Annotated in this window: 22 protein-coding genes and 1 tRNA gene; 7 read left to right on the top strand and 16 right to left on the bottom strand. The window is 66.4% G+C overall.

Annotated features, from left to right (window positions below):
- Window positions 1-25 precede the first annotated feature (25 nt).
- The 5 genes from AC1RM6_RS15265 to ahcY form a co-directional block, all read right to left on the bottom strand.
- Complete coding sequence (locus tag AC1RM6_RS15265) at window positions 26-787, bottom strand: nucleotidyltransferase family protein (RefSeq protein ID WP_493102640.1); 762 nt, start codon at window positions 785-787, stop codon at window positions 26-28.
- The gene (locus AC1RM6_RS15260; protein WP_493102940.1) at window positions 784-1,749 is read right to left on the bottom strand and encodes an aminoglycoside phosphotransferase family protein; all 966 of its coding nucleotides are present in this window, start codon (window positions 1,747-1,749) and stop codon (window positions 784-786) included. The genes AC1RM6_RS15265 and AC1RM6_RS15260 overlap by 4 nt, the downstream gene beginning before the upstream one ends.
- Complete coding sequence (gene tsaE, locus AC1RM6_RS15255; RefSeq protein WP_493102638.1) at window positions 1,746-2,198, bottom strand: tRNA (adenosine(37)-N6)-threonylcarbamoyltransferase complex ATPase subunit type 1 TsaE; 453 nt, start codon at window positions 2,196-2,198, stop codon at window positions 1,746-1,748. Before tsaE ends, AC1RM6_RS15260 begins: the two co-directional genes overlap by 4 nt.
- Window positions 2,195-4,525, bottom strand: coding sequence for a sensor histidine kinase (locus tag AC1RM6_RS15250; protein WP_493102939.1), 2,331 nt, complete (start codon window positions 4,523-4,525; stop codon window positions 2,195-2,197). The genes tsaE and AC1RM6_RS15250 overlap by 4 nt, the downstream gene beginning before the upstream one ends.
- A gap of 205 nt (window positions 4,526-4,730) precedes the next feature.
- Window positions 4,731-6,143 (bottom strand): adenosylhomocysteinase, encoded by a 1,413-nt coding sequence (ahcY, locus tag AC1RM6_RS15245; RefSeq protein WP_493102636.1) that lies wholly within the window; start codon window positions 6,141-6,143, stop codon window positions 4,731-4,733.
- Window positions 6,144-6,273: 130 nt separating this feature from the next.
- Between ahcY and AC1RM6_RS15240 the strand changes: the two genes are divergently transcribed.
- On the top strand, window positions 6,274-6,804 hold the full coding sequence (locus AC1RM6_RS15240; RefSeq protein ID WP_493102635.1) for a GNAT family N-acetyltransferase: 531 nt from the start codon (window positions 6,274-6,276) through the stop codon (window positions 6,802-6,804).
- A 3-nt stretch (window positions 6,805-6,807) separates the two neighbouring features.
- Here the strand turns inward: AC1RM6_RS15240 and AC1RM6_RS15235 are convergent, their stop codons facing one another.
- Entirely contained in the window at window positions 6,808-7,296 is a 489-nt protein-coding gene (locus AC1RM6_RS15235; RefSeq protein ID WP_493102633.1) for a hypothetical protein, read from the bottom strand.
- A 180-nt stretch (window positions 7,297-7,476) separates the two neighbouring features.
- A complete protein-coding gene (locus AC1RM6_RS15230) occupies window positions 7,477-8,037 on the bottom strand; it encodes a YqgE/AlgH family protein (protein WP_493102632.1) in 561 nt (186 codons plus the stop codon).
- A gap of 20 nt (window positions 8,038-8,057) precedes the next feature.
- Here AC1RM6_RS15230 and AC1RM6_RS15225 point away from each other — a divergent pair, with 20 nt between their 5' ends.
- The 3 genes from AC1RM6_RS15225 (at window position 8,058) to AC1RM6_RS15215 (ending at window position 11,040) form a co-directional block, all read left to right on the top strand.
- On the top strand, window positions 8,058-9,023 hold the full coding sequence (locus AC1RM6_RS15225; protein ID WP_493102630.1) for a glycosyltransferase family 2 protein: 966 nt from the start codon (window positions 8,058-8,060) through the stop codon (window positions 9,021-9,023).
- Between the two features lie 4 nt (window positions 9,024-9,027).
- On the top strand, window positions 9,028-9,519 hold the full coding sequence (locus AC1RM6_RS15220; RefSeq protein WP_493102628.1) for a peroxiredoxin: 492 nt from the start codon (window positions 9,028-9,030) through the stop codon (window positions 9,517-9,519).
- A gap of 72 nt (window positions 9,520-9,591) precedes the next feature.
- Window positions 9,592-11,040, top strand: a complete 1,449-nt coding sequence (locus AC1RM6_RS15215) for an AMP nucleosidase (RefSeq protein WP_493102626.1) — start codon at window positions 9,592-9,594, stop codon at window positions 11,038-11,040.
- A gap of 15 nt (window positions 11,041-11,055) precedes the next feature.
- On the opposite strand, the gene AC1RM6_RS15210 is transcribed toward AC1RM6_RS15215, so the two are convergent.
- Entirely contained in the window at window positions 11,056-11,652 is a 597-nt protein-coding gene (locus AC1RM6_RS15210; protein WP_493102624.1) for a TetR/AcrR family transcriptional regulator, read from the bottom strand.
- A 72-nt stretch (window positions 11,653-11,724) separates the two neighbouring features.
- Between AC1RM6_RS15210 and bdcA the strand changes: the two genes are divergently transcribed.
- A complete protein-coding gene (gene bdcA / locus AC1RM6_RS15205) occupies window positions 11,725-12,438 on the top strand; it encodes an SDR family oxidoreductase (RefSeq protein WP_493102623.1) in 714 nt (237 codons plus the stop codon).
- 57 nt (window positions 12,439-12,495) lie between these two features.
- On the opposite strand, the gene rtcA is transcribed toward bdcA, so the two are convergent.
- The 5 genes from rtcA to AC1RM6_RS15180 all read right to left on the bottom strand — a co-directional run bounded on the left by rtcA (window position 12,496) and on the right by AC1RM6_RS15180 (window position 17,702).
- Window positions 12,496-13,509, bottom strand: coding sequence for an RNA 3'-terminal phosphate cyclase (gene rtcA, locus AC1RM6_RS15200; RefSeq protein WP_493102621.1), 1,014 nt, complete (start codon window positions 13,507-13,509; stop codon window positions 12,496-12,498).
- A complete protein-coding gene (locus AC1RM6_RS15195; protein WP_493102619.1) occupies window positions 13,506-14,303 on the bottom strand; it encodes a nucleotidyltransferase domain-containing protein in 798 nt (265 codons plus the stop codon). The genes rtcA and AC1RM6_RS15195 overlap by 4 nt, the downstream gene beginning before the upstream one ends.
- 41 nt (window positions 14,304-14,344) lie before the next feature.
- Window positions 14,345-15,571 (bottom strand): RtcB family protein, encoded by a 1,227-nt coding sequence (locus AC1RM6_RS15190; protein ID WP_493102617.1) that lies wholly within the window; start codon window positions 15,569-15,571, stop codon window positions 14,345-14,347.
- A gap of 472 nt (window positions 15,572-16,043) precedes the next feature.
- Window positions 16,044-17,588, bottom strand: a complete 1,545-nt coding sequence (locus AC1RM6_RS15185) for a vWA domain-containing protein (RefSeq protein WP_493102615.1) — start codon at window positions 17,586-17,588, stop codon at window positions 16,044-16,046.
- Window positions 17,589-17,624: 36 nt separating this feature from the next.
- Window positions 17,625-17,702: transfer RNA gene (locus AC1RM6_RS15180), tRNA-Pro, on the bottom strand.
- Window positions 17,703-17,952: 250 nt separating this feature from the next.
- Here AC1RM6_RS15180 and rtcR point away from each other — a divergent pair.
- On the top strand, window positions 17,953-19,548 hold the full coding sequence (rtcR, locus tag AC1RM6_RS15175; RefSeq protein ID WP_493102614.1) for an RNA repair transcriptional activator RtcR: 1,596 nt from the start codon (window positions 17,953-17,955) through the stop codon (window positions 19,546-19,548).
- A 6-nt stretch (window positions 19,549-19,554) separates the two neighbouring features.
- Here rtcR and AC1RM6_RS15170 read toward each other — a convergent pair whose 3' ends face one another.
- Both AC1RM6_RS15170 and rlmN read right to left on the bottom strand, forming a co-directional pair.
- The gene (locus tag AC1RM6_RS15170) at window positions 19,555-20,781 is read right to left on the bottom strand and encodes a class I SAM-dependent methyltransferase (protein ID WP_493102613.1); all 1,227 of its coding nucleotides are present in this window, start codon (window positions 20,779-20,781) and stop codon (window positions 19,555-19,557) included.
- Window positions 20,782-20,897: 116 nt separating this feature from the next.
- On the bottom strand, window positions 20,898-22,082 hold the full coding sequence (rlmN, locus tag AC1RM6_RS15165; protein WP_493102611.1) for a dual-specificity RNA methyltransferase RlmN: 1,185 nt from the start codon (window positions 22,080-22,082) through the stop codon (window positions 20,898-20,900).
- Between the two features lie 183 nt (window positions 22,083-22,265).
- Between rlmN and AC1RM6_RS15160 the strand changes: the two genes are divergently transcribed.
- Window positions 22,266-22,772: an outer membrane protein gene (locus AC1RM6_RS15160; RefSeq protein ID WP_493102609.1), complete on the top strand. Its 507-nt coding sequence runs from the start codon at window positions 22,266-22,268 to the stop codon at window positions 22,770-22,772.
- A gap of 3 nt (window positions 22,773-22,775) precedes the next feature.
- Here the strand turns inward: AC1RM6_RS15160 and AC1RM6_RS15155 are convergent, their stop codons facing one another.
- Window positions 22,776-23,036, bottom strand: a complete 261-nt coding sequence (locus AC1RM6_RS15155; protein ID WP_493102607.1) for a hypothetical protein — start codon at window positions 23,034-23,036, stop codon at window positions 22,776-22,778.
- Window positions 23,037-23,052: the final 16 nt, after the last annotated feature.

The following is a 23,052-nucleotide window of genomic DNA, read 5'->3' as shown; positions in this document are numbered from 1 at the left end:
GGGCCGGAGCGGCTCGCTCCTCCGTTCAGTCTTTCGAGAGCAGCATGGCCTCGGTCTTGGCGATCGCTGGCGGCGTGCCGACATCGAACCACAGCCCCTGATGGACCAGCCCGTAGGCGCGGCCAGCGGCGATCGCCCGGTCCCACAGCAGGTTGAACGAGAAGCTGCCCTCGGGCGCGCCATCGAACAGCCGCTTCGAGACGATCTGGACCCCGGTGAACACGAAGGGCGCGACCTTGCCCGGCCGGCGTCGGGCGATCCGGCCATCGGGCTCCATATGGAAATCGCCCACCCCGCGATGGCAGTTGGCCCGCGCCAGCGGCACCAGCAGCAGCAGCGAATCCATCGCCTCGTCGTCCCAGCGCGCGGCGAGCAGCCGGATCGCGTCGATCGGCCCGTCGACCCACAGATTGTCGCTGTTGGCGACCAGGAAGGGGTCGTCGGCGATCATCGGCAGCGCCTTCGCGACGCCACCGCCGGTTTCGAGCAGATGCCCGCGCTCGTCGGAAATGCGGATGTCGAGATCGCCGCCCTTGCGCCGGAGATGCGCCTCGAGCGCGTCGGCGAGATAATGGACGTTGACGACGACCTCCTCGATCCCCGCCGACCGCAACCGGTCGAGCACATGGTCGAGCAGGGTCTTGCCCGCCACCTCGACCAACGGCTTGGGGCGGGTGGCGGTCAGCGGCCGCATCCGCTTGCCGAGGCCGGCGGCGAGGATCATCGCGGTGCGGATCGCCGGCCCCCCGGCATCGGGGCGGATCGAGAGCGGTTTGGCGAAACTCATGATGCGATCGCCTCCCAGGCGGATGCCCGCGCCGAGGCGGGAATATTGCGATCGAACCAGGCCTTGACCGGCGCCAGCGCCGGATGGTCGAGATCGCGTTCGAGATAGGTCCAGACCCGCGGCAGATAATGGAGGTAGCGCGGCTTGCCGTCGCGCTTCCATAACCGGGTGAAGATGCCGAGGATCTTGGCGTTGCGTTGCGCGCCGAGCAGCGCGTAGGCGGCATCGTCGAAGTCGGCGCGCGCGGCATAATGCGCGATCATCGCTGCTTCGAGTTCGGGCGCGACGGTGCGGCGCGCGTCCTGGAGCAACGAGACGAGATCATAGGCGGGATGTCCTGCCAGCGCGTCCTGGAAATCGAGCAGACCGAGCGTCCCGTCTTCGAGCAACATGATATTCTCGGCATGGTAATCGCGCAGCACGGTGACGGCATGATGACCGGCGAGCGGCGCCAACGCCTGCCCCCATGCCGCGGCATAACTGGCGGCATCGGCCTCGATCCCGACCGCGGGTGCATACCATTCGTGGAAGAGGCCGACTTCGCGCTGATAGACCGCCATGTCATAAGGCGGCAGGTCGCCCGGCGCGGTGCGGCGAAGGTCGAGTATCAGGTCGATCGCCTGCGTATAGATCGCGGCTTCGCATGCGGGATCGGCATCGACCACCTCGCGCATCCGCGCATCGCCGAAATCCTCGAGCAGGATCAGCCCGGCATCGAGATCCTCGGCGAGCACACGCGGGGCACGCAAGCCGATCGCATCGAGATGGTGCGCGACCGCGAGGAAGGGGCGGCTGTCGCCATGTTCGGGCGGCGCATCCATCAGCACCGCGCTGCGCCCGCCGGCCGGGTCGACCACGCGGAAATAGCGGCGGAAGCTGGCGTCGCCCGCCAGCGGATCGATCCGGCTGCCGGACCAGCCGGCGATATCGAGGAAGGCGGGCGCCGCCGGCGGCGGGATCATCGAAGAGGAGGCCATCGGCCCTCCCATGCCGCCGGCACCTGCCAAGTCAAGCGCCGCGCATCGTCGCCCTGCCGCTCGAGCCGCAATATCAGGGTATCGCGCCACAGGCCGGCCCCCAGCCGCTCGGGCCATTCGACCAGCAGGACGGTGTCGGTCCGGGCATCGTCGAGGCCCAGTTCGGGGATCTCGTCGGGATCGTCGATCCGGTAGAGATCGACATGCCAGACCGGCATCCGCACATCGGGCGGGTCATAGGCGATGACGATCGGGAAGCTCGGGCTCGGCACGTCGCCTTCGAACCCGAGCGCCTGCAGCAGGCCGCGCACCATCGTGGTCTTGCCCGTCCCCAGATCGCCCTCGAGCGCGATCGCGTCACCGGGCCGCAATATCGCCGCCAGCGCCGCACCGACCGCCTCGGTCGCGGCAGCGCCCTCGATCAGCAGGGTCATGCGGCAAGGCGCCGGCGGAAGCGGATCAGCACCCGGGTGCCCTGGCCGGGCTCGCTGTCGAGGCTGATCTCGCCGCTATGCGCCGCGACCAGCTGGCGGGTCAGCGGCAGGCCGACCCCGATCATCGGCTTGCCTTCCTCGCGATTGCCGTCGAGCCGCGGATAGGGATCGAAGATCCGCGCGAGCTGCTCCTCGTCCATCCCCTGGCCATTGTCGACGACGCGGACGATGATCTCTTCCTGGCCCTCGGCATAAGCGGTGAGCCGCACCCGGCCGTGCGGCGGGGTGTAGAGGATCGCGTTGCTCAGCACATGATCGATCGCCTGGCGCAGCCGGCGCGGATCGCCGTGGATCCGCCCGAGATCGGGCTCGATCTCGACCGCGAGGGTGAGCGGCTTGGCATCGGCGGCGGCTTCGGCGCCGAGCACCGCGTCATGGAGCAGCGCACCGATGTCGAGCACCTCCTCGGCGAGCGGCAGATGGCCGGCGGCGCCCTGGGTGAGGTCGAGCACATCCTCGATCAGTGCCCCCAGGCGGCCGACCGAGGTCAGGATCGCGCGCACATATTCGCCCGCGACCTCGGGCAGGTCGCCGGCATAGCCGCCGTCGAGCATCTCGGCGAAGCCGGCGATCGAGGTGAGCGGCACCCTGAGCTCATAGCTCATATTGGCGACGAACGCGGTCTTGAGCCGGTCGGCTTCCTCGAGCGCCTCGGCGCGTTCCCGCAAGGCTTCCTCGATGCCGCGGCTGGCGGTGATGTCGAGCAGGGTGAACAGCGCATTGCCGTCGGGCAGCGGCACCACCGCGAAATCGAAATGGCGGCCGTCGGCGAGCGACATGCGGCCTGTGCGGCGCTGGCGATCGACCGTGGCGATCCGCACCAGGTCGCGGATCAGCTGCGCGCGCGAGGGATCGGCGAGCCGCTCGGCGACCATCTCGACCATCGCATCGACCCGCAGATTCTGAGCGAGATCGGCCTCACTGAGCCCCCAGGTCTCGCCGAACCGGCTGTTCCAGATATGGAGCCGTCCATCGGCGGCGAACACCCCGATCGCCTCGAACAGATTGTCGAAGGTCGCGGTACGCACCCTGAGCAGCGTGTCGCGCGCGCTGGTGAGCTGGACCTGTTCGGACCGGTCCTCGAACAGCAGCAGCAGCCCGCCATTGGGCAAGGGCTGGGCGACCACGCGCAGATGCCGCCCGCCCGGCAAGGACCAGTTCTCGTCGATCGCGACCACCGCATTGAACCAGGCGCGCCGTTCGGTCTTCCAGCCGGGGAAGTCGCGGCTTTCGGGCAGGCTCTGGGTCTCGCGCATCCGTTCGAGCACCCGGTCGAATTCGGGGGCATCGTTGAGCCATTCGGGCCGGATCGAGAACAGCCGCAGGAAATTCTGGTTGTAGAAGACGAGGCTGCGATCGGGCGCGAACTGCGCGACCCCTGCCGACAGATGGTCGAACAGGTCGCGCTGCGCCGACTGGAAGCTGCCGAGCTCGGCGCGGATCTGCTCGATCTCCTGGATATCGACCGCATAGCCGGCGACGCCATGCTCGCCCATCGGCACGTCGACGATCCGCATCGTCCGGCGCTGCCCGCCCAGGGTGACCGGCATGACGTTGACCGAGACCCGCCCGCTGTCGCGCGCGGCGAGCGCGGTCGAACCGGGGCCGCGGCCATCGGCGCCGTCGACGAGTTCGACCCCGCGGGTGACGACCTGTTCGGCGCTGCCGCCCTCGACCGCGTTGACATAGGCCGAATTGACCAGCGCCAGCTTGAGATCGGGACCGCGATGCCACATCGGGAAGGGCGCCGCCTCGATCAGCGCGAGACAGCTGTCGAGCGCGTCGCTGATCCGGTCGGCATCCTCGCCGAGCCGACGGATCTGGGCCTCGCTGTCGCTCTGGTCGAACAGCCAGACCAGCACGCCCTGGCCCAGCGCGAGCGGCGCGAGCACGCCCTGCGCCATCAGCACCCGTTCGGTCCCGGCAAGGTGGAGCGCGCGCATGAACGGCCGGCCGCCGAGATTGGCCGCGGCGATATCGGCGGCAAGCCCCTCGGCGTCGACCACGGCGATGCCGCCTTCGGCGGCGGCGATCTCGGACACCGTTGCCGGCATCGCGCGCAGCCCGAGCCAGCCGGCGACGCGCGGATCGCCCGAGATTCGTCCGTCGGTGCCGACGAACATCGCGACCGCGGGCATCGATTCGAGCAGGGCGCGCTGGCGCCCGAGCTCGATCGCCAGCGCCTTCGACGCCGCGTCGCGGCGCACCCCGACGACGATCGCGGTTACCGCCGCGCTCAGCCACAGCGCGACCAGCACCGCGAGCATGATCGCGGCGACGGGATCGATCTCGATCACGCGCGGCACGATGCGCCTCTCATTATCGTCGGGGGCCGCTTGAACATTGCTGTCTGTCTAGAGTGTGACAGTTCGGGTGGCGAGCGGGGAAATGCACGGGTTGGGCCATGATATGAAAAGGGCCCCCTCCCGTTCGCCAGGAGGGGGCCCCGAAAAGCGCAGGTCGAACCCGTGCTTAGTAGCGGTAATGGTCCGGCTTGAACGGACCTTCGGTGCTGACGCCGATATAGGCCGCCTGCTTGGCCGACAGCGTGGTCAGCTTGACGCCGAGCTTCTCGAGGTGAAGCGCTGCGACCTTCTCGTCGAGATGCTTCGGCAGGACGAACACTTCGTTCTTGTACTGGCCGGGCTTGGTCCACAGCTCGATCTGCGCGAGCGTCTGGTTGGTGAAGCTTGCCGACATCACGAACGACGGGTGACCGGTCGCGCAGCCGAGGTTCACCAGGCGGCCCTTGGCGAGGACGATGATCTGGTTGCCGTCGGGGAACTTGACGATGTCGGTGCCGGGCTTGACCTCGATCCACTCATAGTTGCTGAGCGCCGCGATCTGGATCTCGCTGTCGAAGTGACCGATGTTGCAGACGATCGCGTTCGACTTCATCGCCTTCATATGCTCGGCGGTGATGACGTCGGCATTGCCGGTCGCGGTGCAGAAGATGTCGGCGCGGGTGACCGCCTCTTCCATCGTCACGACCTCGAAGCCTTCCATCGCCGCCTGAAGCGCGCAGATCGGATCGACCTCGGTGACCATGACGCGGGCGCCGCCGTTGCGCAGCGACTGCGCCGAGCCCTTGCCGACATCGCCGAAGCCGGCGACGCAGGCGACCTTGCCGGCGAGCATGACGTCGGTGGCGCGACGGATCGCGTCGACCAGCGATTCCTTGCAGCCATAGAGATTGTCGAACTTCGACTTGGTGACGCTGTCGTTGACGTTGATCGCGGGGAAGGGCAGCTCGCCCTTCTTGGCGATCTCGTACAGGCGGTGGACGCCGGTGGTGGTCTCTTCGGAGACGCCACGGATATTCTTGACGCTCTCGGTCAGATAACCGGGCTTGGCGGCGATGAACGCCTTGAGCGAACGCTGGAACTCGACCTCTTCGTCATTCTCGGGCTCGCCGAACGACTGGCCGGCCTCGAGCTTGGCGCCCCACAGCGCGAACATCGTCGCGTCGCCGCCGTCGTCGAGGATCATGTTGGCGGTGACGCCATCACCCCAATCGAAGATGTTGCCGACATAGTCCCAATATTCGGCCAGGCTCTCGCCCTTGATCGCGAACACGGGGATGCCGCTCGCGGCGATCGCGGCAGCGGCATGATCCTGGGTCGAGAAGATGTTGCAGGTCGCCCAGCGCACTTCGGCGCCGAGCGCGGTCAGCGTCTCGATCAACACCGCAGTCTGGATCGTCATGTGGAGCGAACCGGTGATGCGCGCGCCCTTGAGCGGCTGCGACGGACCGAACTCCTTGCGGAGCGCCATCAGGCCGGGCATTTCGGTCTCGGCGATCTCGATCTCGCGACGGCCGAATTCGGCGAGGCTCAGATCGGCGATGACATAATCGTTGAAGTCGGTTGCTGCGGCGGTGGCCACCAGGAGTCTCCTCGGGCAGGGATGCCGGACGACAGGGATTCGGCCGGCGCAATATCGCCGCCTTTACGGGGACGGCCCCGCAAATGCAAATATAAAGATGTCTTTATATGTCGATGGGAGACGATGCGCGATGACCGGAACATTGGCTCCGATCGACAGGCGGCAGGCGATCTGGCGCCGTGCCGAACCGGCCGATATCGCCGCGGTCGGCCGGCTTTCGCGGCGCTATCTCGGCGACTATGCCGAGGAAGACTTCATATTCGATGAACGGCGGCGGCTGTGCCCCAAAGGCTGCCATGTGCTGAGCGACGGCGCCACCATCGGCGGCTATATGATCAGCCATCCGTGGCGCCGCGCCGATCCGCCGGCGCTCAACCATCTGATGGGCGGACTGCCCGCGAACGCCGACTGCTGGTATATTCACGACGTCGCGATCGACACCGGCTGGCGCGGGAGCGGCGGGACGGCGGCGATCGTCGCGATCCTCGATGCGATCGCCCGCACGGCCGGTTTTCGGATCATGGCACTGGTCGCGGTCGCCGGCGCCGACGGCTATTGGCGTCGGCTCGGCTTCCGCGACGCGACGACCGCTGCGCTGCGGGTCAAGCTTGCGGGCTATGGCGCCGACGCCCGCTATATGGAGCGCCGGCTCGACGATTGAGGATCAGTGCTCGGCGACCGCCATCGTCGTCTCGCCGCAACGCCCGCCGGGCAGCGCGGGGGCCAGCCCCTGGCGGTCGGCGATCATCAGCAGGCCCTCGAACGAATTGTCCATCAGCGAAGCCTCGTGCGCGATGGCGCGGGCATGTTCGCAGGTATCGGCGTTGGTCCGCGCCGCGCCATAGCTGTTGGCGAGCGTGGTGGTGAATTTGTCATAGGCCGACTGGCCATAGACCGGACCGCTCGCCTTGATGAAAAAGCCCTTGAGCCGGTCGTTGACCGCCCCCAGCGCGGTCCGATTGCCGCGCACGAACGCGTTATAGTCGGGCGAGATGTCGAATCCGAACGCCTGGCAGCGCAGCGTCTCGACCATCAGGAAGGTCTGCAGGTCGCGCACCCGCGCCGCCGAGACATGATCCGCCTGCCAACAAGCCGCCTGCACCGGCGCCGCAACCACCATCGCGGCCAGCGCCGCCCCCATCAGTCCACGCATGAAAACCCCGCACCCCAGTCCGCCGACCGTTCGGCGGGACGATGTGCGAAGGCTGCCGCCTTATTCTTACCAAAAGCTTTTCGTTACGGCCAAGCCACGGGCACAAATGCCTTTTTCGACCAAAGAGTCGCAGCAATGTCCAACAGTGCCCACCCGGCATGTCGACTTGTCGACGCTGGCTCAGGCGCGGCCGCTGGCACTCGACAGGAGGCGCGGGTCGATTCCCGCCAGACGATAGGCCTGTTCCCAGCGGTCGGGCGCGGGATGATCGAACATCAGCGCATCGTCGGCCCGAGTCGCGAGCCAGCCGTGTCGCCCCATCTCGCCGTCGAGCTGCCCGCCGTCCCAGCCGGCATAGCCGAGCGCGATCAGCCAGCGGTCGGGGCCCTTGCCTTCGGCGATCGCCCGCAGCACGTCGAGGGTCGAGGTCAGCCCCCAGCGCGTGCCGACCTTGAGCGTGTCGCCGCCGGTCCAGTCGGCCGAATGGAGGACGAAGCCGCGCTGCTGCTCGACAGGACCGCCGATATGGATCGGGCAATCGGGGGCGACGCCCGGTTCGATGTCGACCTGTTCGAGCAGCGCATGCAGGGTGATTCCATCATGGACCTTGCCGATGCCGATGCCGAGCGCGCCGTTGCGATCATGCGCGCACATCGCGATCACCGCGCGCGAAAAGCGTGGATCGCCGATTCCCGGCATGGCGAGCAACAATTGGCCGCTGAGAGAGACTGGCGCTTCCATCCTGTCGATTTATAGTCGCGATGATGGGGACGCAATCAACAGCGGAGTCGGTCGGGGCGATGGAGCCCGCGGTTTCGGTGATCATACCGGCTTATGGCGTCACGACGATGCTCGCCGACGCGCTGTTGTCGGTGCAGGCGCAGACCCGCACCGACTGGGAAGCGGTCGTCATCGACGATGGCGATGCCCGCGTCGCCGAGCATATCGCACCCTTTCTTTCCGATCCGCGCATCCGCTTCGTCCAGACCGACAATGGCGGGCTATCGACCGCGCGCAACCGCGCGATCGACCAGGCGCGGGCGCCGCTGGTCGCGCTGCTCGACGGCGACGACTGCATGAAGCCCGATTATCTGGCGAAGATGATCGCGGCGATCGAAGCGTCGGATCAGATCGGTTTCGCTTGCTGCGACGCGGTCTATTTCGGCCACGACCGGGTCGGCGAGCGTTTCTCGGCCTATATCCCGCAGCAGGCACCGGCGACGCTGGCGCGGGTGCTGCGGCGCGAATTCAACGTCTATATCGGTGCGCTGGTCCGCCGCGAGGCGCTGCTCGCGGTCGGCGCGTTCGACACCTCGCTGCGATCGGTCGAGGATCTCGACCTGTGGATCAAGCTGCTCGAGGCGGGCTGGCAGATGGCCTATGTGCCCGAGCCGCTCGCCTGCTACCGCCGCCGCCCGGGCCAGATGTCGAGCAACACCGGGGTGATGCTGCAATCGGCGCTGACCGTTTACGAACGCGCATGCGACCGGCTGGCGGGGCGTCCCGAACATGCGATCGCCGATGCGATGTGCGAAACGCTGCGCAAGGCGATCGTTGCCGAGCAGGGGCTGATCCGAATCCGCGAAGGCGCGACCGGCGAGGGGGTGGCGATGCTGCGCGGCAGCGACATCCATCGTCGCAGCGTGCGGTGGCGGGTCGCGATGCTGCTGATCCGCATGCTGCCGTCGCTCGCCGGCCCGCTGATTCGTTTTCGTGACCGGGGATGAGATGATGACGATCGCTGTCGGCGACGACCTGCCCACCACCAGCTTCCGCCGGATGGGCGCCGACGGCCCCGAGGCGGTCGACCATGATGCGCTGTTCAAGGGGCGCAGCGTCGCGCTGTTTTCGGTCCCCGGTGCGTTCACCCCGACCTGTTCGGCGCGGCATCTGCCGGGATTCGTCGAAAAGGCTGCCGAAATCCGCAAAAATGGTGTAGATGAGATCGTGTGCACCGCCGTCAACGACGTGTTCGTGATGGATGCCTGGGGCAAGGCCCATGGCGCCGACGGCAAGGTCAGCATGTTGGCCGACGGCAATGGCGACTTCGTCCGCGCCATCGGGCTCGACATCGATCGCACATCCTTGGGCATGGGGCTGCGCGGACAGCGTTTCTCGATGCTCGTCAGGGACGGCCGGATCGTCCTGCTCAATGTCGAGGCGCCCGGCGAATATCGGGTCAGCGCCGCTGGGCATATGATCGGCCAACTCCAGACCCCGTGATCCGCCAGGCCGATGGACGCTTTCCACCGGCGGGGCTGCTTGCAAACTACGAAAACATAAGAAGGAATTTTAATGGCATCAGTTGAAAGTCTGAAAATCGTCGAACAGCTCGACGAACTCTACCGGGAATCGGTTGCCCGGCTGCGCACTGCGCTCAACCTCTATCTGCGGACGGGCGAACGCCCCGACCCCGCGCTGCGCGCCGAGCGCGCCTTCGGTTATCCCGAAATTCGGATCAGCTATGACGGGATGAAGAATCCCGGGCCGCTGGGCCGCGCTTATGGCCGGCTGTCGCTGCCGGGCGACTATGCGATCAGCGTCACCCAGCCCAAATTGTTCGGCCCCTATCTGGCGCAGCAGCTCGACCTGCTGGTCGACGATTTCGCGGTGACGATCGAGGTGGGACTCAGCCGCGACGAGATCCCCTATAATTTCGTGCTCGACGCCGGCGACGATCTCGACCTGACCGGTGCCGCACCGCAGGAGCTCGCGCGGATCTTCCCGTCGACCAACCTTGCCGCGATCGGCGACGAGCTCGCCGACGGGCTGTGGCTGCAGTCGGACGACACGCCGCGCCCGCTGGCGCTGTTCGACGCGCAGCGCGTCGATTTCAGCCTCGCCCGGTTGCGCCATTACACCGGCACGCCCTCCGAGCATGTGCAGAACTATATCCTGTTCACCAATTATCACCGCTATGTCGACGAGTTCGTCCACTGGGCGATCGAGCAGATCAACAGCGACACCCGCTATACGATGCTGAGCGGTGCCGGCGGACTCGAGATCCGGGCCGGCGACCCCGATCCCAGCGCCGCGGTCGCCGACAGCGCCTGGCGCAAGCACCAGATGCCCGCCTATCACCTCGTCGCCCCCGATCGCTCGGGGATCACGCTGGTGAATATCGGGGTCGGCCCGTCGAACGCGAAGACGATCACCGATCATCTCGCGGTGATGCGGCCCGCGGCCTGGCTGATGATCGGCCATTGCGGCGGTCTGAGGCCCAGCCAGCGGATCGGCGACTATGTGCTGGCGCACGCCTATCTGCGCGACGACCATGTCCTCGACGCGGTGCTGCCGCCCGAAATCCCGATCCCGGCGATCGCCGAGGTCCAGCAGGCGCTGACCAAAGCCGCCGAGATCGTCTCGGGCGAGAGCATGGAGCAGCTCAAGCTGCGGATGCGCACCGGTACCGTCGTCACCTCCGACGACCGCAACTGGGAGCTGCGCTATACCGCCTCGGCGCTGCGCTTCAGCCAGAGCCGCGCGGTCGCGATCGACATGGAGTCGGCGACGCTCGCGGCGCAGGGCTATCGCTTCCGCGTCCCCTATGGGACGCTGCTGTGCGTGTCCGACAAGCCGATCCATGGCGAGATCAAGCTGCCCGGCCAGGCCAACCGCTTCTATGAGCGGGCGATCGCCGAGCATCTCCAGATCGGCATCGCCGCGGTCGACCAGCTCCGTGGCGAAGGCGCGCGGCTGCACAGCCGCAAGCTGCGCGCGTTCAACGAGCCGCCGTTCAGATAAGCGAGATTGCTTCGCTCACCCCGCGGCCAGCGTGTCGCGAAACCCCTTTGCCATCACCCGGGCGAAGGCGGTGAGCGCGGCCTCGTCGGCACCGTCACGCGCCGATGCCGACAGGCCGTTGAGCGCGATCGTCACCACCCAGGCGAGTTCGGCCGCACGTTCCGGACGGTCGCGGGCGATTCGCGCCTCGATCATCGCGCGCGATGCCGCCTTGTGGGCGGCGGTCAGCGTCACCGCCTCCTCGTCCTGGCTGCTGCGGGTGCCGTCGAGCACCAGGCAGCCCGCGATCCCGTCCTTGCAGGCGTAGCGGCCCGCCGCCGCCAGCAGCAGCCGCTCGATCGCCTCGCCCAGATCGTCGGCGCTGTACAGCGCATCGGGGGCGAACTGGCCGTAGCTGGCGTTGTAGCGGTCGACCACCCTGGCGAACAGCGCCGCCTTGCTGCCGAACGCATTGTAGAAGCTCGGCGGACTGATCCCCAGCGCCGCGCCGATCTCGGCGACCCCGACCGCGTCATAGCCGCGCGCCTGGAACATCGCCTGCGCGGTGTCGAGCGCCGCGTCGACGTCGAACGAGCGGGGCCGTCCCCGTGCTCCGATTTTTTTTGTAGTCATCGCTAAAAAACTCTTGCGTGTCCGATTGGGTATTAATATAGCGATGACTATAGAAATTGAAAGGAACTTCCGATGACCACCTCTACCCCACGCAAAGTCCTCGTTCTCGGCGGCAGCCGCGGCATCGGTGCCGCGATCGTCGGCAAATTCGCGGCCCAGGGCGATACCGTCACCTTCAGCTTCGCCGGATCGACCGACGCCGCCCAGGCGCTCGCCGCCGAGACCGGATCGAAGGCCGTCCAGGTCGACAGCGCCGACATCGCCGCGCTGACCGCCGCGGTCGCCGCCGAAGGCCCAATCGACGTGCTGGTGATCAACGCCGGCAAGCTGGTGATCGGCGATCCGCTGACTCTCGACCCCAAGGCGGTCGACGACATGATCGACGTCAATGTGAAGGCGCCCTATTTCGCGGCGGTCGAGGCCGCCCGGGCGATGCCCGACAATGGCCGCATCCTGATCATCGGATCGACCAACGGCGATCGCATGCCGTTCGCAGGCGGCGCCGCCTATGCGCTGACCAAGTCGGCGATGCAGGGCATGGTGCGCGGCCTCGCCCGCGACTTCGGCGCGCGCGGCATCACCGTCAATTCGATCCAGCCCGGACCGACCGACACCGACATGAACCCGGCCGAAGGCCCGATGGCCGACCATATGCACAGCTTCATGGCGATCCCGCGCCATGTCCATGCCGGCGAGGTCGCCGACTACACCGTCTTCCTCGCCAGCCCGGCAGCGGCGATGATCACCGGATCGATGCAGACGATCGACGGCGGCTTCGGCGCCTGATCTTCGGCAAGTAAGCAAAAGGCCGGGATGGAAACATCCCGGCCTTCGCTTTTGCGGTCAGCGCAGCGTCATCAGATGCGCCCCGCTTTCGACCTGCTCGAACGTGCAGCGGCGCCCCGTGAACCGCGCGATGATGTCCGAGGCGGTCAGCGCATGCTGGCTCGGCTTCACCGTCGTGAACGTGCCACCACCCGCCAACGCGAACGGCAGCAGCAACTGGTCGGCGAGATAGGGGCCTGCAAAGGCGTCGGATTCGAGATAGCCGCGCATCCGCCCGATCGCGGTCTTGGCGACCCGCTCAGCCGATACGCCAAGCTGGCCGAAGCCGCTGACGATCTCGGTGACATGCTCGAACACCGCCTCGAGCAGCACGATATTGCCCGGCCCCTGGTCGGCGGGAAGCTCGCGCACCGACGCCTCGCGCTCGGACCAGCCGAGATCCTTGCGCACCAGCCGGATCTCGCGATCGGCGATGTCGAACGGTAACCCGGCGAACAGCGCGCGACCGCTGCGCTCGATCGCGGCACCGCGGTCGATACAGTCGACCGGCTGCAGCGGCGCGGGGATGATGTCGACCTCGATTCGGCCGCCACCGCGCGGGTAGAAACCGTGCCGCACCAGCCGCGCCTCGACGCGTGGTCCCATCCGGTTGATGATCGGCAGAAAGCAGCGCTCGATGAAGTCGAACGGCGGCGCCAGCATATTATGGGTGCCGCCCTCGAGCACCAGCCGCGACGGCGCATCGGCGAGCAGCAGCGGCATCAGCACCGTCTGGAGCACCAGCCCGGTGCTGCCCGCGGTCCCGACCGCGAAGCGATAATCGCCGGGCACGACCGCGCCCGGGCGGAAAGTCATTTCGGACGATCCGACCGCCAGCCCCTCGCAATCACCGCCGCCGATCGCGCACGCCGCCTCGACCGCGGTCAGATGCTGCCGCATCAGCCCCGGCTTCGCCCGCTTCGCGCGGATGTTGAAAATCCGCACCGGCTCGCCGGTGACGAGCGACAGCGCGCACGCATTGCGCACCACCTGCCCGCCGCCCTCGCCTTCGGATCCATCGATCTCGATCATATGTTCACCAGGTCCAGAAATATCGCTTCAGCCTGCCGCTCGGCTTCCTGCCGGTCGGCGTCCTTCTGCGGCAGGTCCGCGACGCGGCCGAACTCGTCGCGGATCATCGCGTCGAGTTCGGGCACGCGCACCGCATTGCTGCGCTCGTTGGTGCGCGCCTTGGCCTCGACCAGCGCCGCGACCGCGGCCTCGATCGGTGCCGGCAAAGCGGTCGCGGCAACCAACGCCTGCAGGCTCATCGGCGGGCGCCGATCGGGTTGGATCCGCAGATGCCGGATCGCCAACGCCGGGCGCAGCGCATAGAAATAGCGCTTCACCGGCATCGGGCCGTCACCGTCGAACCAGCGCTCGGCGGCGCCCTGCCCCAGGCTGGCATAATGCCGTCCCAGCGCGCGCGGATCGAAGATCGCATCGGCCAGCGCCGCCAGCTTCGCGATCACCGGCGCGTCGCGGTCATAGCGGATCGGCGATTCGATCCACTCGCTCACCACCGCATTCGATTTGAGCAACAGCCCGATCGCCTTGCGGATATCCCAGCCGTTGAGATCGATCTCGTCGACGATCGGCCGCTCGATCACGTCGCGCACCGGGCATAACGCCAGATAGGCGTCGCGCGGTCGCACATAGACGAAGCGTATGTCGTAATCGCTGTCGGGCGATGGAAAGCCCCAGGCGCGCGAACCCGATTCGACCGCCATCAGCACGCGCACATCCTCGTCGCGCCTGATCCTGTCGAGCCGGGCCTGCACCTCCTGCCAGACGGCAGGGGCGATCGCGTCATGTCGGGGAAACATCGTCTTGTCTTTCGGTATGGCGACGATGTGCGTGAACGGCGTCAGCCCTTCACGCACACCACCTGTTTCAGCGTATGGACGATCTCGACGAGGTCGGCCTGCGCCGCCATCACCGCCTCGATCGGCTTGTAGGCCTTGGGCGTCTCGTCGAGCACGCCCGCATCCTTGCGGCATGCGACGCCTTCGGTGTCGGCGACATGCTCGTCGAGGGTCACCAGCTTCTTGGCCGCGGTGCGCGACATCACCCGTCCCGCACCGTGGCTGCAGCTGTCGAACGACTCCGGATTGCCGAGCCCGCGCACGATGAAGGATTTCGCCCCCATCGATCCCGGGATGATGCCCAGCGTCCCCTTCGCGGCACGAACCGCCCCCTTGCGGGTGACGAGTATATTCTCGCCGAAGTGATTTTCCCGCGTCACATAATTGTGATGGCAGTTGACCGCCTCCAGCTCCGCCTCGAACGGTTTCGCGATCTGGCGCCGCAGTGCGCCAATGACATGGGTCATCATCATCCGCCGATTGAGCGCCGCGAAATCCTGCGCCCAGCCGACCGCCTCGACATAGTCGTCGAAATGATCGGTCCCCTCCGGGAAATAGGCGAGGTCCTGGTCGGGCAGGTTGATATGCCATTTGCGCATGTCCTGCTTCGCCAGTTCAATGAAGAAGCTGCCGATCGCGTTGCCGACCCCGCGCGAACCCGAGTGCAGCATCACCCACACGCGCTGGTCCTGGTCGAGACACAGTTCGATGAAGTGATTGCCGGTACCGAGCGTCCCGAGATGCACGAGATTGTTGGTGTTCTTGAGCCGCGGATATTTGTCGGTGATCCGCTCGAACCGCACTGCCAGCGTCGCCCAGGCCTCGACGATGGCGGGCGGGGGCGAGCCCCAACTGCCATTGTCGCGCTTGCCGCGGCCGACGACGCGGCCATGCGGAACCGCCTGCTCGATCGCCGAACGCATGCCCTCGAGATTGTCGGGCAGATCGCTCGCGACGAGCGAGGTCCGCGCCGCCATCATTCCGCAGCCGATGTCGACCCCGACCGCGGCGGGGATCACCGCCCCCTTGGTCGGGATCACCGACCCCACGGTCGCGCCGATCCCGACATGGACGTCGGGCATCGCCGCGACATGACGAAAGATGAACGGCATCTTCGCCGCGCGCTGGAGCTGCGCGCGCGCCTCGTCCTCGACCGGCACGCCGCGCGTCCACATCTTGACCGGCACGCCGCCCTCGACAGGCTGATAATCATAATTCGCTTCGGTCATCACGACCTCCCTTGTATCTTCATGGTGCCGGCGACGAGTGATGGCGAGACATGCCCTGAGCTATCCGGTTGCCCGGAGGCGGAGTCGGACCGCCGACCTCCCGCAGCGAAGGCGGGCGCTCTGACCTGTAGTCCCGCCGGCATTCGCCAGCCTGGATATCGTTCATGGCGACGAGAATTTAGACGGACGGTCCCGCTCTCCCACTGAGCTACGCGCCGTTGCCGGCACGACGGGATTCGAACCCGCGACCTGGGGATTAGAAGTCCATGTAGTCCGTCAGGCATTCGCCATGATGCGATCGGGCCGTGGCGACGAGAGTCGGCGAGACTGCGGACGTCCTTAAGCTACGTTCCAGCGGCGGGATTCGAACCCGCATCTCCCGTCCACCGTTGCCGGCTTCGGGGCGCTTTACTCTTCGGACTTTCACTGGTGGATGTAGTCCCGCCTGCATTCGCCACGGCCTTCCCGTTCTTCAAACCTCCGTCTGTCTGATCAGTTCGACCCAGTCGCGGGTTTCGCCCGCGGCAAATTTCGCGATCGTGTCGAACACCGCGTCGGAGAAACCCCCGACATTCAATATCTCGGGCCGTCCCGAAGCCTGGGTCGTACCGTGCGGCTGGATATCGACGCAGACCAGCCTCGCGGCCGGGTTGCGCCGGACGATCCGGTCCCATTCGACCATCGTCGCGGTCGCCCCGGCCCGGGCATCGACCCAGGACTGGTTGTCCGAAACGATCAGCACCAGATCGACCACCGCCCGTTCGCGGTTGAGCCGTGCCAGCGGGGCCGAGACCGTGGTTCCGCCGCCACCGACCGCCGCCAGCTTCGCCGCGTTGACGGCGAGGCGGGCATTGGCATCGAGATCGAGGTCGACGACCTCGGTCTCGAATGGCATCACCCTGGCGTCGCGGTTGGTCCGCAGCATCGCCGCGGCGACGAGCGCCGCCACGTCGACACAGCTGACCGCCGACGTCGCCCCTTTTCGATAGCCGGTGACCGGCGACCGCATCGATCCCGACACGTCGGGACAGACGACGACCCGGCCCGGCGCCCGCGGCACCGCGATCAGCGACGCTTCGAGTGCCTCCTCCAGCGCGGCCTGGACCTTGAGCGGCACGCCTTCGCCAACCGACCGCAAGGCGACCAGCAATTGATAGGGCTGCACCCGAGCCCTTTCGATCGCGGCGCGATCGGCCAGGCGAGCGGCCACCATGTCGGTCGCCCCCGGCACGCCGAAGATGCCGTTGCGCGCCAGCATATTGAGGTTGATCCGCAACGCCTGCCACCCCATCCGCTCCGCCAGGACCACCCATTGGGCGGCCGACAGCGCAAAAGCGGTCAGCCATTCGAACGGCACCGCCGGCAACGGGCTTGAAGGGTCCCGCTTCCACGCTTCGAACCCGGCGATCTCGGCCGGCAGCGACCCCACATCATAGGGCTTACCGATCAGCCAGCCATAGAAGGCCCGCCGTCCGGCATCGGCCGGCTTGGGGTGAACCATCCTGACGATGTCGCCGAGGCTGGGATCGTTGCCGGTTGCCGCCGCCATCAGGTCGCGGATCGAGGCCCGTTCCAGCCATTGTTGCACCAGCCGCTTGGGCCGCGACCCAAGCGAAGTTCGCCCAACCTGGCCCGAACGCAGGATCTGCACATAGCTGCGCAGCATCCGGCCATTGTCGATCACACGGCCAAACACCCGCACCGCCAGATCGGGATCGGCGATGGTGAGCCACGCCGCGATCAGCGCCGGCATGTCCTTCATCTTGCCCGCCTTGCGGGCATAGACTGCGGCCTGCGCCGCGAAGAGCGGATCGACCGCACTCAGCGCCTCGATCACGTCCTTCAGCTGGGTCTCGGCCGGGGCGTAGAAACTATCGGCGAGCGTGCCGGTCGCAGCGAACTGCGCCAGCTTCGCCTCGGGGCCATAGCCATAGGCCGGCGCGCCCGCGTGGTTGATCGCGTCGGCGGCCGGAAACAGCTTGGCGATCGCCGAAGCGAACAGTCCCTTGTTGGCCATCGTCCTCACTCCCTTGCCTGGCCCAACGGCCGAATCTGGTCAGGGCGGCTGGATTCGAACCAGCGACCCCCGGCTTCCAAGGCCGGTGCTCTGCGCAGCCTGAGCTACACCCTGATATGGCTCCCGGGACGGCCGGCCCATTCCGGCCGCCCCTTCTGCCATCGCCGGCCCGGTAAACACCGTGCCGACATCCATGATTTTGCAGGGGACGTGCCAAACTCGATCGACGAAGGCAGAGAAAATCATAAATCGCTGCTATTTATAGCTAATTTAATTTTCCAGCGCAGTTCGCACCCTTGGCGATCACGGCGACACAGTCGATAATCTTATCGACGATGATCGTTCTTTATCATAATGTATAAGGATGAAACCACTCGTCGTTATCGGCTTTCTCGGATCGACCCTCGATGCCGGCAAGTTCGGACCCACACGCTGGAACAAATGGCGGCCGTCGGTCGGCCTGTGCATGCATGAGGATCTGCGGGTGGATCGGTTCGTGCTGCTGCACGGCGTCACCCACAGCCGGCTGGCCGAATATGTCGCCGACGATATCGCCGCGGTGTCGCCCGAAACGCAGGTCGACCGGCGCGTGCTCGGTTTCGACGATCCGTGGGATTTCGAGGAGGTCTACGGCAAGCTGCTCGACTTCGCGCGGGCCTATCCGTTCGATCCCGAGGCCGAGGATTATCTGGTCCACATCACCACCGGCACCCATGTCGTCCAGATCTGCCTGTTCCTGCTGACCGAGGCCAATTATCTGCCCGGCCGGCTGCTTCAGACCCAGCCGCAGCGCGGCTTCCCCTCGTCGGCGCCGGGCAGCTGGACCGCGATCGACCTCGATTTGTCGCGCTATGACAGCATCGCCACCCGCTTCGCCGCGGCGAGCGCCGAGAGCACCTCCTTCCTCAAATCGGGGATCGAGACGCGCAACCCCGCCTTCAACCATATGATCGACGAGATCGAGCAGGTCGCGATCCGATCGCGCGCGCCGGTGCTGCTGATGGGGCCGACCGGCGCCGGCAAGAGCCAGCTCGCGCGGCGGATCTACGAACTCAAGAAGCTCAGGCATCAGGTGAAGGGGCCGTTCGTCGAGGTCAATTGCGCGACGCTGAAGGGCGACGGCGCGATGTCGGCGCTGTTCGGGCATCGCAAGGGCGCCTTCACCGGCGCGATCGCCGATCGGCCCGGGCTGCTGCGCGGCGCCGACACCGGCATGCTGTTCCTCGACGAGATCGGCGAACTCGGGCTCGACGAGCAGGCGATGATCCTGCGCGCGATCGAGGACAAGCGCTTCCTGCCGGTCGGCGCCGACAAGGAAGCCGGCTCCGATTTCCAGCTGATCGCCGGCACCAACCGCGATCTCGCCCGATGCGTGCGCGAAGGAACATTCCGCGACGATCTCTATGCGCGGCTCAACCTGTGGACCTTCGCGCTGCCCGGCCTGGCCGACCGGCGCGAGGATATCGAACCCAATCTCGATTATGAGCTCGACCGCTTCGCCGAGCGCGAAGGGGTGCGGGTGTCGTTCAACAAGGAGGCGCGCGACCAATATCTGCGCTTCGCCTGCGGTCCCGAAGCGCGCTGGCCCGGCAATTTCCGCGACCTCGCGTCGAGCGTGACGCGGATGGCGACCTTCAGCCCCAAGGGCCGGATCGACGCCGACGGCGTCACGGCCGAGATCGGCCGGCTCAAGCGGCTATGGGCAGGCGGGACCGATGCTTCCGGCGACGGGCTGGCCGAACTGCTGTCGACCGGCCAGCTCGCCGCGCTGGACCCGTTCGACCGCGTCCAGCTCGCTTATGTCGTCACCGCCTGCCGCGGCAGCCGCTCGCTGTCGGAGGCCGGGCGGACCTTGTTCGCCGCCTCGCGCGCGCGGCGGTCGTCATCCAACGATGCCGACCGGCTGAGGAAATATCTGGCGCGCTTCGATCTCGACTGGGCGGGAATCAGCGACTCCTGATCCCGCTCAGCGCGGCAGCTTTGCCTCGGTCTCGAGCATATAGTCGCGGGTGATCGGCAAGGTCCGGCGATCGCGGACATATTGGATCTGATAGTTGCACAGATTGCCGTGGTAGAAGGCTGCCCGCGCGCCGGCGAGATAGAAGGTCCACATCCGGTAGAAGCGTTCGTCGTACAGCGCGACGATCGCATCCCTGGCGGCGACGGTGCGGTCGTACCAATGATCGATCGTCATGCCGTAATGGAGCCGCAGCGATTCGACGTCGGTGACGATCATCTTCGCCGGCTCGCTGGCCGCGACGATCTGCGACAGCGCCGGATTATAGCCGCCGGGGAAGATATATTTGAGGGTGAAGGCATCGGTCTTGCCCGGCACCCCGAGCCGCCCGATCGTGTGCAGCAGCATCACCCCGTCGCTGGCGAGCAGTTCGCGGCATTTCATGAAGAACTTGTCGTACTGCGGCACACCGACATGTTCGAACATGCCGATCGACACGATCCGGTCGAACTTGCCGGTCAGTTCGCGATAATCGATCAGTTCGAACTTCACCCGGTCGGATACGCCGGCATCGGCGGCGCGCTGGCGCGCGACCTTGAGCTGTTCCTCGGACAGGGTGACGCCGAGCACGTCAACGTCGGCGACCCGGTTCAGATAGAGCGCGGTGCCGCCCCAGCCGCAGCCGATGTCGAGCACCCGCTGGCCCGGCTGCAGATAGAGCTTCGCGGCGATATGCGCCTTCTTGTCGGCCTGCGCCTGTTCGAGACTGTTCGCCGGATCGGTGAAATAGGCGCAGCTATACTGGCGGTCCGAATCGAGGAAGAGATCGTAGAGCCGGTCGTTGAGATCATAATGATGGGCGACATTCTCCTTGGAGCGGCTGCCCCAGTTGAACGCCTGCACGGTGGCGCGGGTGCGGTCCTTGACCAGGCTCGCGAAGGTCCCGCGCAGCGTGGTGCGGCCTTCCTCCCATTTGCCGTTGGCGCGGACCAGGTCGACGAGGTCGCGGATATCGCCCTGCTCGATCTCGAGCCGGCCATCCATGTACATTTCGGCCGCGCCGAGATGCGGGTTGCGCGCGATCGCGCGCATGACGCCATTGTCCTTGAACCGGATCACGACCGGCTTGAGCGCCGGATCGGGACTGCCGAAACTCTTCTGGCTGCCGTCGGCAAAAATGATGGTGAATTCGCCACGCTTGAAAAGGTGGTTCACGAACTTGTCGAACAACGCCATGCGGGAATGCGCTCCTGGAGCGGGCTGGGATTAACCAGTGCATTCTAGCCGCTAGATCGGGGCAAAAATAAGCCCTTCTCTCAACGATCTCGCCCGTTCCGTCGCAAGGACCGCGCTCAGCCGAGCGCGACCTGCTTTTCCTCGGCGAGACGGTCGAGTTCGGCGCGGCTCTTCTTCTCGGCCGCCGACTTGAGCTGGCCGCACGCCGCCATGATGTCGCGCCCGCGCGGGGTGCGCACCGGGGCCGAGATCCCGGCCTTGAAGACGATGTCGGAGAAGCGCGCGATCCGGTCCTTGTCCGAACATTCATAGTCGGCGCCGGGCCAGGGGTTGAACGGGATCAGGTTGACCTTGGCGGGCAGCTTGTACTTGCGGATCAGCCGGACCAGCTCATGCGCGTCGGCGTCGCTGTCGTTCTTGTCCTTGAGCATCACATATTCGAAGGTGATGCGCCGCGCATTGTTGGCGCCAGGATAATCGGCGCACGCCTGGAGCAGTTCCTCGATGCCATATTTGCGGTTGAGCGGGACGATCTCGTCGCGCACCTCCTTGGTCACCGCATGGAGCGAGACCGCCAGATTGACGCCGATCTCGTTGCCGGCGCGCTCCATCATCGGCACCACGCCCGAGGTCGACAGCGTGACCCGGCGCTTCGACAGCGCGAGCCCGTCGCCGTCCATGACCAGCTTGAGCGCATCGCGGACATTGTCGAAATTATAGAGCGGCTCGCCCATCCCCATCAGCACGATGTTGGTGAGCATCCGGCCCTCGGGCTGCGACGGCCATTCGCCGAGCGCATCGCGCGCCAGCATCACTTGGCCGACGATCTCCGCCGGCACCAGGTTGCGGACCAGCCGCATCGTGCCGGTGTAGCAGAAGCGGCAATTGAGCGTGCAACCGACCTGCGACGAGACGCACAAGGTGCCCCGGTCGGCGTCGGGGATGAACACCATCTCATAATCCTGGCCGTCATCGGTCTTGAGCAGCCATTTGCGGGTGCCGTCGGTCGAAACCTGGGCGAGCACCACCTCGGGCCGCGACACCACGAAGCGCTGGTCGAGCCACGACCGCATGTCCTTGGCGATGTCGCTCATCAGCGCGAAATCGGTCGCACCGCGATGATAGATCCAGTGGAACAGCTGCTTGGCACGCAGCTTCGCCTGCTTCGGCTCGAGCTGCGCGGTCTCGAGCGCCATCCGCAGATCGGCCTTGGACAGGCCGAGCAGATCGATCCGGCCATCGGCGCGCGGCTTGAAGTCGCGCGGCACGGGCACAGGATCGATGTGGCCGGGAATCGGCATGGAGATGGGCTGCGGGTGATTCATCGCCGCCACATAGGCGATTTGGCCGCGAATTTCCACTGGCAGGGCCGCTGCCGGGCAGGTCCGGGCTTGCGCCGGCTATAATAGCCGATAGTTTCGGATCCATATCATCTCAAGTCGTGGGGGGCCTGACTTGTGACACATGGGTTTCGGGCGCTTGCTTTGGGTCTGTTCCTGTTCGGCCTGTCGGCGACCGCGTCGGCAGAGGCCAGGCATTTCGACGGCGCCTATGCCGGCGCGGGGGCGACCTTCGACAATTTCAATCCGACCGGCCCGGGCGCCGGCGGTACCGTCACCGGCGTCGGTGGTTCCATCCTGCTCGGCTATGACCTGTCGTTCGGCGATGCGGGCTTTATCGGGGTCGAGGCCAATGGCGACGTCAGCACCGCCGATGCTGTCGGCATCGCCGCGACCTATGGCGGCGGGGTGTCGCTGCGCGCCGGCTTCGCGGTCAGCGACCATTCGGCGATCTATGTGCGGGCCGGCTATCAGCGCGACCGGGTGGTGTTCACCGGCAACAGCGACTGGGTGGCCGGGCTGCGGCTCGGCGGCGGCGCCGAATTCGGGGTGACCGACCATCTGTCGATCCGCGCCGAATATAATCACCTCAAGCTGCAGCGGAAGCTGAAGAACGACCAGGCCGTGATGGCGCTGATCTACGCGTTTTAGGACTCAGGCCCCTTTCGCGACCTGCGCGGGGCCACCGATCATCGCCTCGGCCCTGACCGTCTCGACCGCATCGGCGACGACGTCTTCCAGATCGCCATATTGACCGACATAGTTGATCGTCCAGCCATGGCCGGTGACCGCATCGGACGGGATGTTCGGCATCGGTATGATCACCGCGCGGCGGCTCGCCTGGACCCGCGGGTCGGCATCGACGATCGCCTGCACCCTCGCCTGAATTTCGCGTCCGGAAACATATTCGGGCATCGCCATTCTCCTTCCG

Source organism: Rhizorhabdus sp. GW822-FHT03C02, assembly GCF_058801765.1.
Note: the sequence above shows the minus strand (reverse complement) of the source record. Positions and strands in the feature narration are given on the sequence as shown.

What these genes read in the sequence shown, in the direction of transcription:
- AC1RM6_RS15225 (WP_493102630.1), top strand. Translation starts at nt 8,058, where the DNA reads ATGATGGGGACGCAATCAACAGCGGAGTCGGTCGGGGCGATGGAGCCC.
- AC1RM6_RS15170 (WP_493102613.1), bottom strand. Translation starts at nt 20,781, where the DNA reads ATGGCGTTGTTCGACAAGTTCGTGAACCACCTTTTCAAGCGTGGCGAA.
- AC1RM6_RS15250 (WP_493102939.1), bottom strand. Translation starts at nt 4,525, where the DNA reads ATGCTCGCGGTGCTGGTCGCGCTGTGGCTGAGCGCGGCGGTAACCGCG.
- AC1RM6_RS15210 (WP_493102624.1), bottom strand. Translation starts at nt 11,652, where the DNA reads ATGACTACAAAAAAAATCGGAGCACGGGGACGGCCCCGCTCGTTCGAC.
- AC1RM6_RS15185 (WP_493102615.1), bottom strand. Translation starts at nt 17,588, where the DNA reads ATGGCCAACAAGGGACTGTTCGCTTCGGCGATCGCCAAGCTGTTTCCG.
- rtcR (WP_493102614.1), top strand. Translation starts at nt 17,953, where the DNA reads ATGAAACCACTCGTCGTTATCGGCTTTCTCGGATCGACCCTCGATGCC.
- rtcA (WP_493102621.1), bottom strand. Translation starts at nt 13,509, where the DNA reads ATGATCGAGATCGATGGATCCGAAGGCGAGGGCGGCGGGCAGGTGGTG.
- AC1RM6_RS15190 (WP_493102617.1), bottom strand. Translation starts at nt 15,571, where the DNA reads ATGACCGAAGCGAATTATGATTATCAGCCTGTCGAGGGCGGCGTGCCG.
- AC1RM6_RS15215 (WP_493102626.1), top strand. Translation starts at nt 9,592, where the DNA reads ATGGCATCAGTTGAAAGTCTGAAAATCGTCGAACAGCTCGACGAACTC.
- AC1RM6_RS15195 (WP_493102619.1), bottom strand. Translation starts at nt 14,303, where the DNA reads ATGTTTCCCCGACATGACGCGATCGCCCCTGCCGTCTGGCAGGAGGTG.
- AC1RM6_RS15260 (WP_493102940.1), bottom strand. Translation starts at nt 1,749, where the DNA reads ATGATCCCGCCGCCGGCGGCGCCCGCCTTCCTCGATATCGCCGGCTGG.
- AC1RM6_RS15240 (WP_493102635.1), top strand. Translation starts at nt 6,274, where the DNA reads ATGACCGGAACATTGGCTCCGATCGACAGGCGGCAGGCGATCTGGCGC.
- AC1RM6_RS15155 (WP_493102607.1), bottom strand. Translation starts at nt 23,036, where the DNA reads ATGCCCGAATATGTTTCCGGACGCGAAATTCAGGCGAGGGTGCAGGCG.
- AC1RM6_RS15265 (WP_493102640.1), bottom strand. Translation starts at nt 787, where the DNA reads ATGAGTTTCGCCAAACCGCTCTCGATCCGCCCCGATGCCGGGGGGCCG.
- tsaE (WP_493102638.1), bottom strand. Translation starts at nt 2,198, where the DNA reads ATGACCCTGCTGATCGAGGGCGCTGCCGCGACCGAGGCGGTCGGTGCG.
- rlmN (WP_493102611.1), bottom strand. Translation starts at nt 22,082, where the DNA reads ATGCCGATTCCCGGCCACATCGATCCTGTGCCCGTGCCGCGCGACTTC.
- bdcA (WP_493102623.1), top strand. Translation starts at nt 11,725, where the DNA reads ATGACCACCTCTACCCCACGCAAAGTCCTCGTTCTCGGCGGCAGCCGC.
- AC1RM6_RS15230 (WP_493102632.1), bottom strand. Translation starts at nt 8,037, where the DNA reads ATGGAAGCGCCAGTCTCTCTCAGCGGCCAATTGTTGCTCGCCATGCCG.
- AC1RM6_RS15220 (WP_493102628.1), top strand. Translation starts at nt 9,028, where the DNA reads ATGACGATCGCTGTCGGCGACGACCTGCCCACCACCAGCTTCCGCCGG.
- AC1RM6_RS15235 (WP_493102633.1), bottom strand. Translation starts at nt 7,296, where the DNA reads ATGCGTGGACTGATGGGGGCGGCGCTGGCCGCGATGGTGGTTGCGGCG.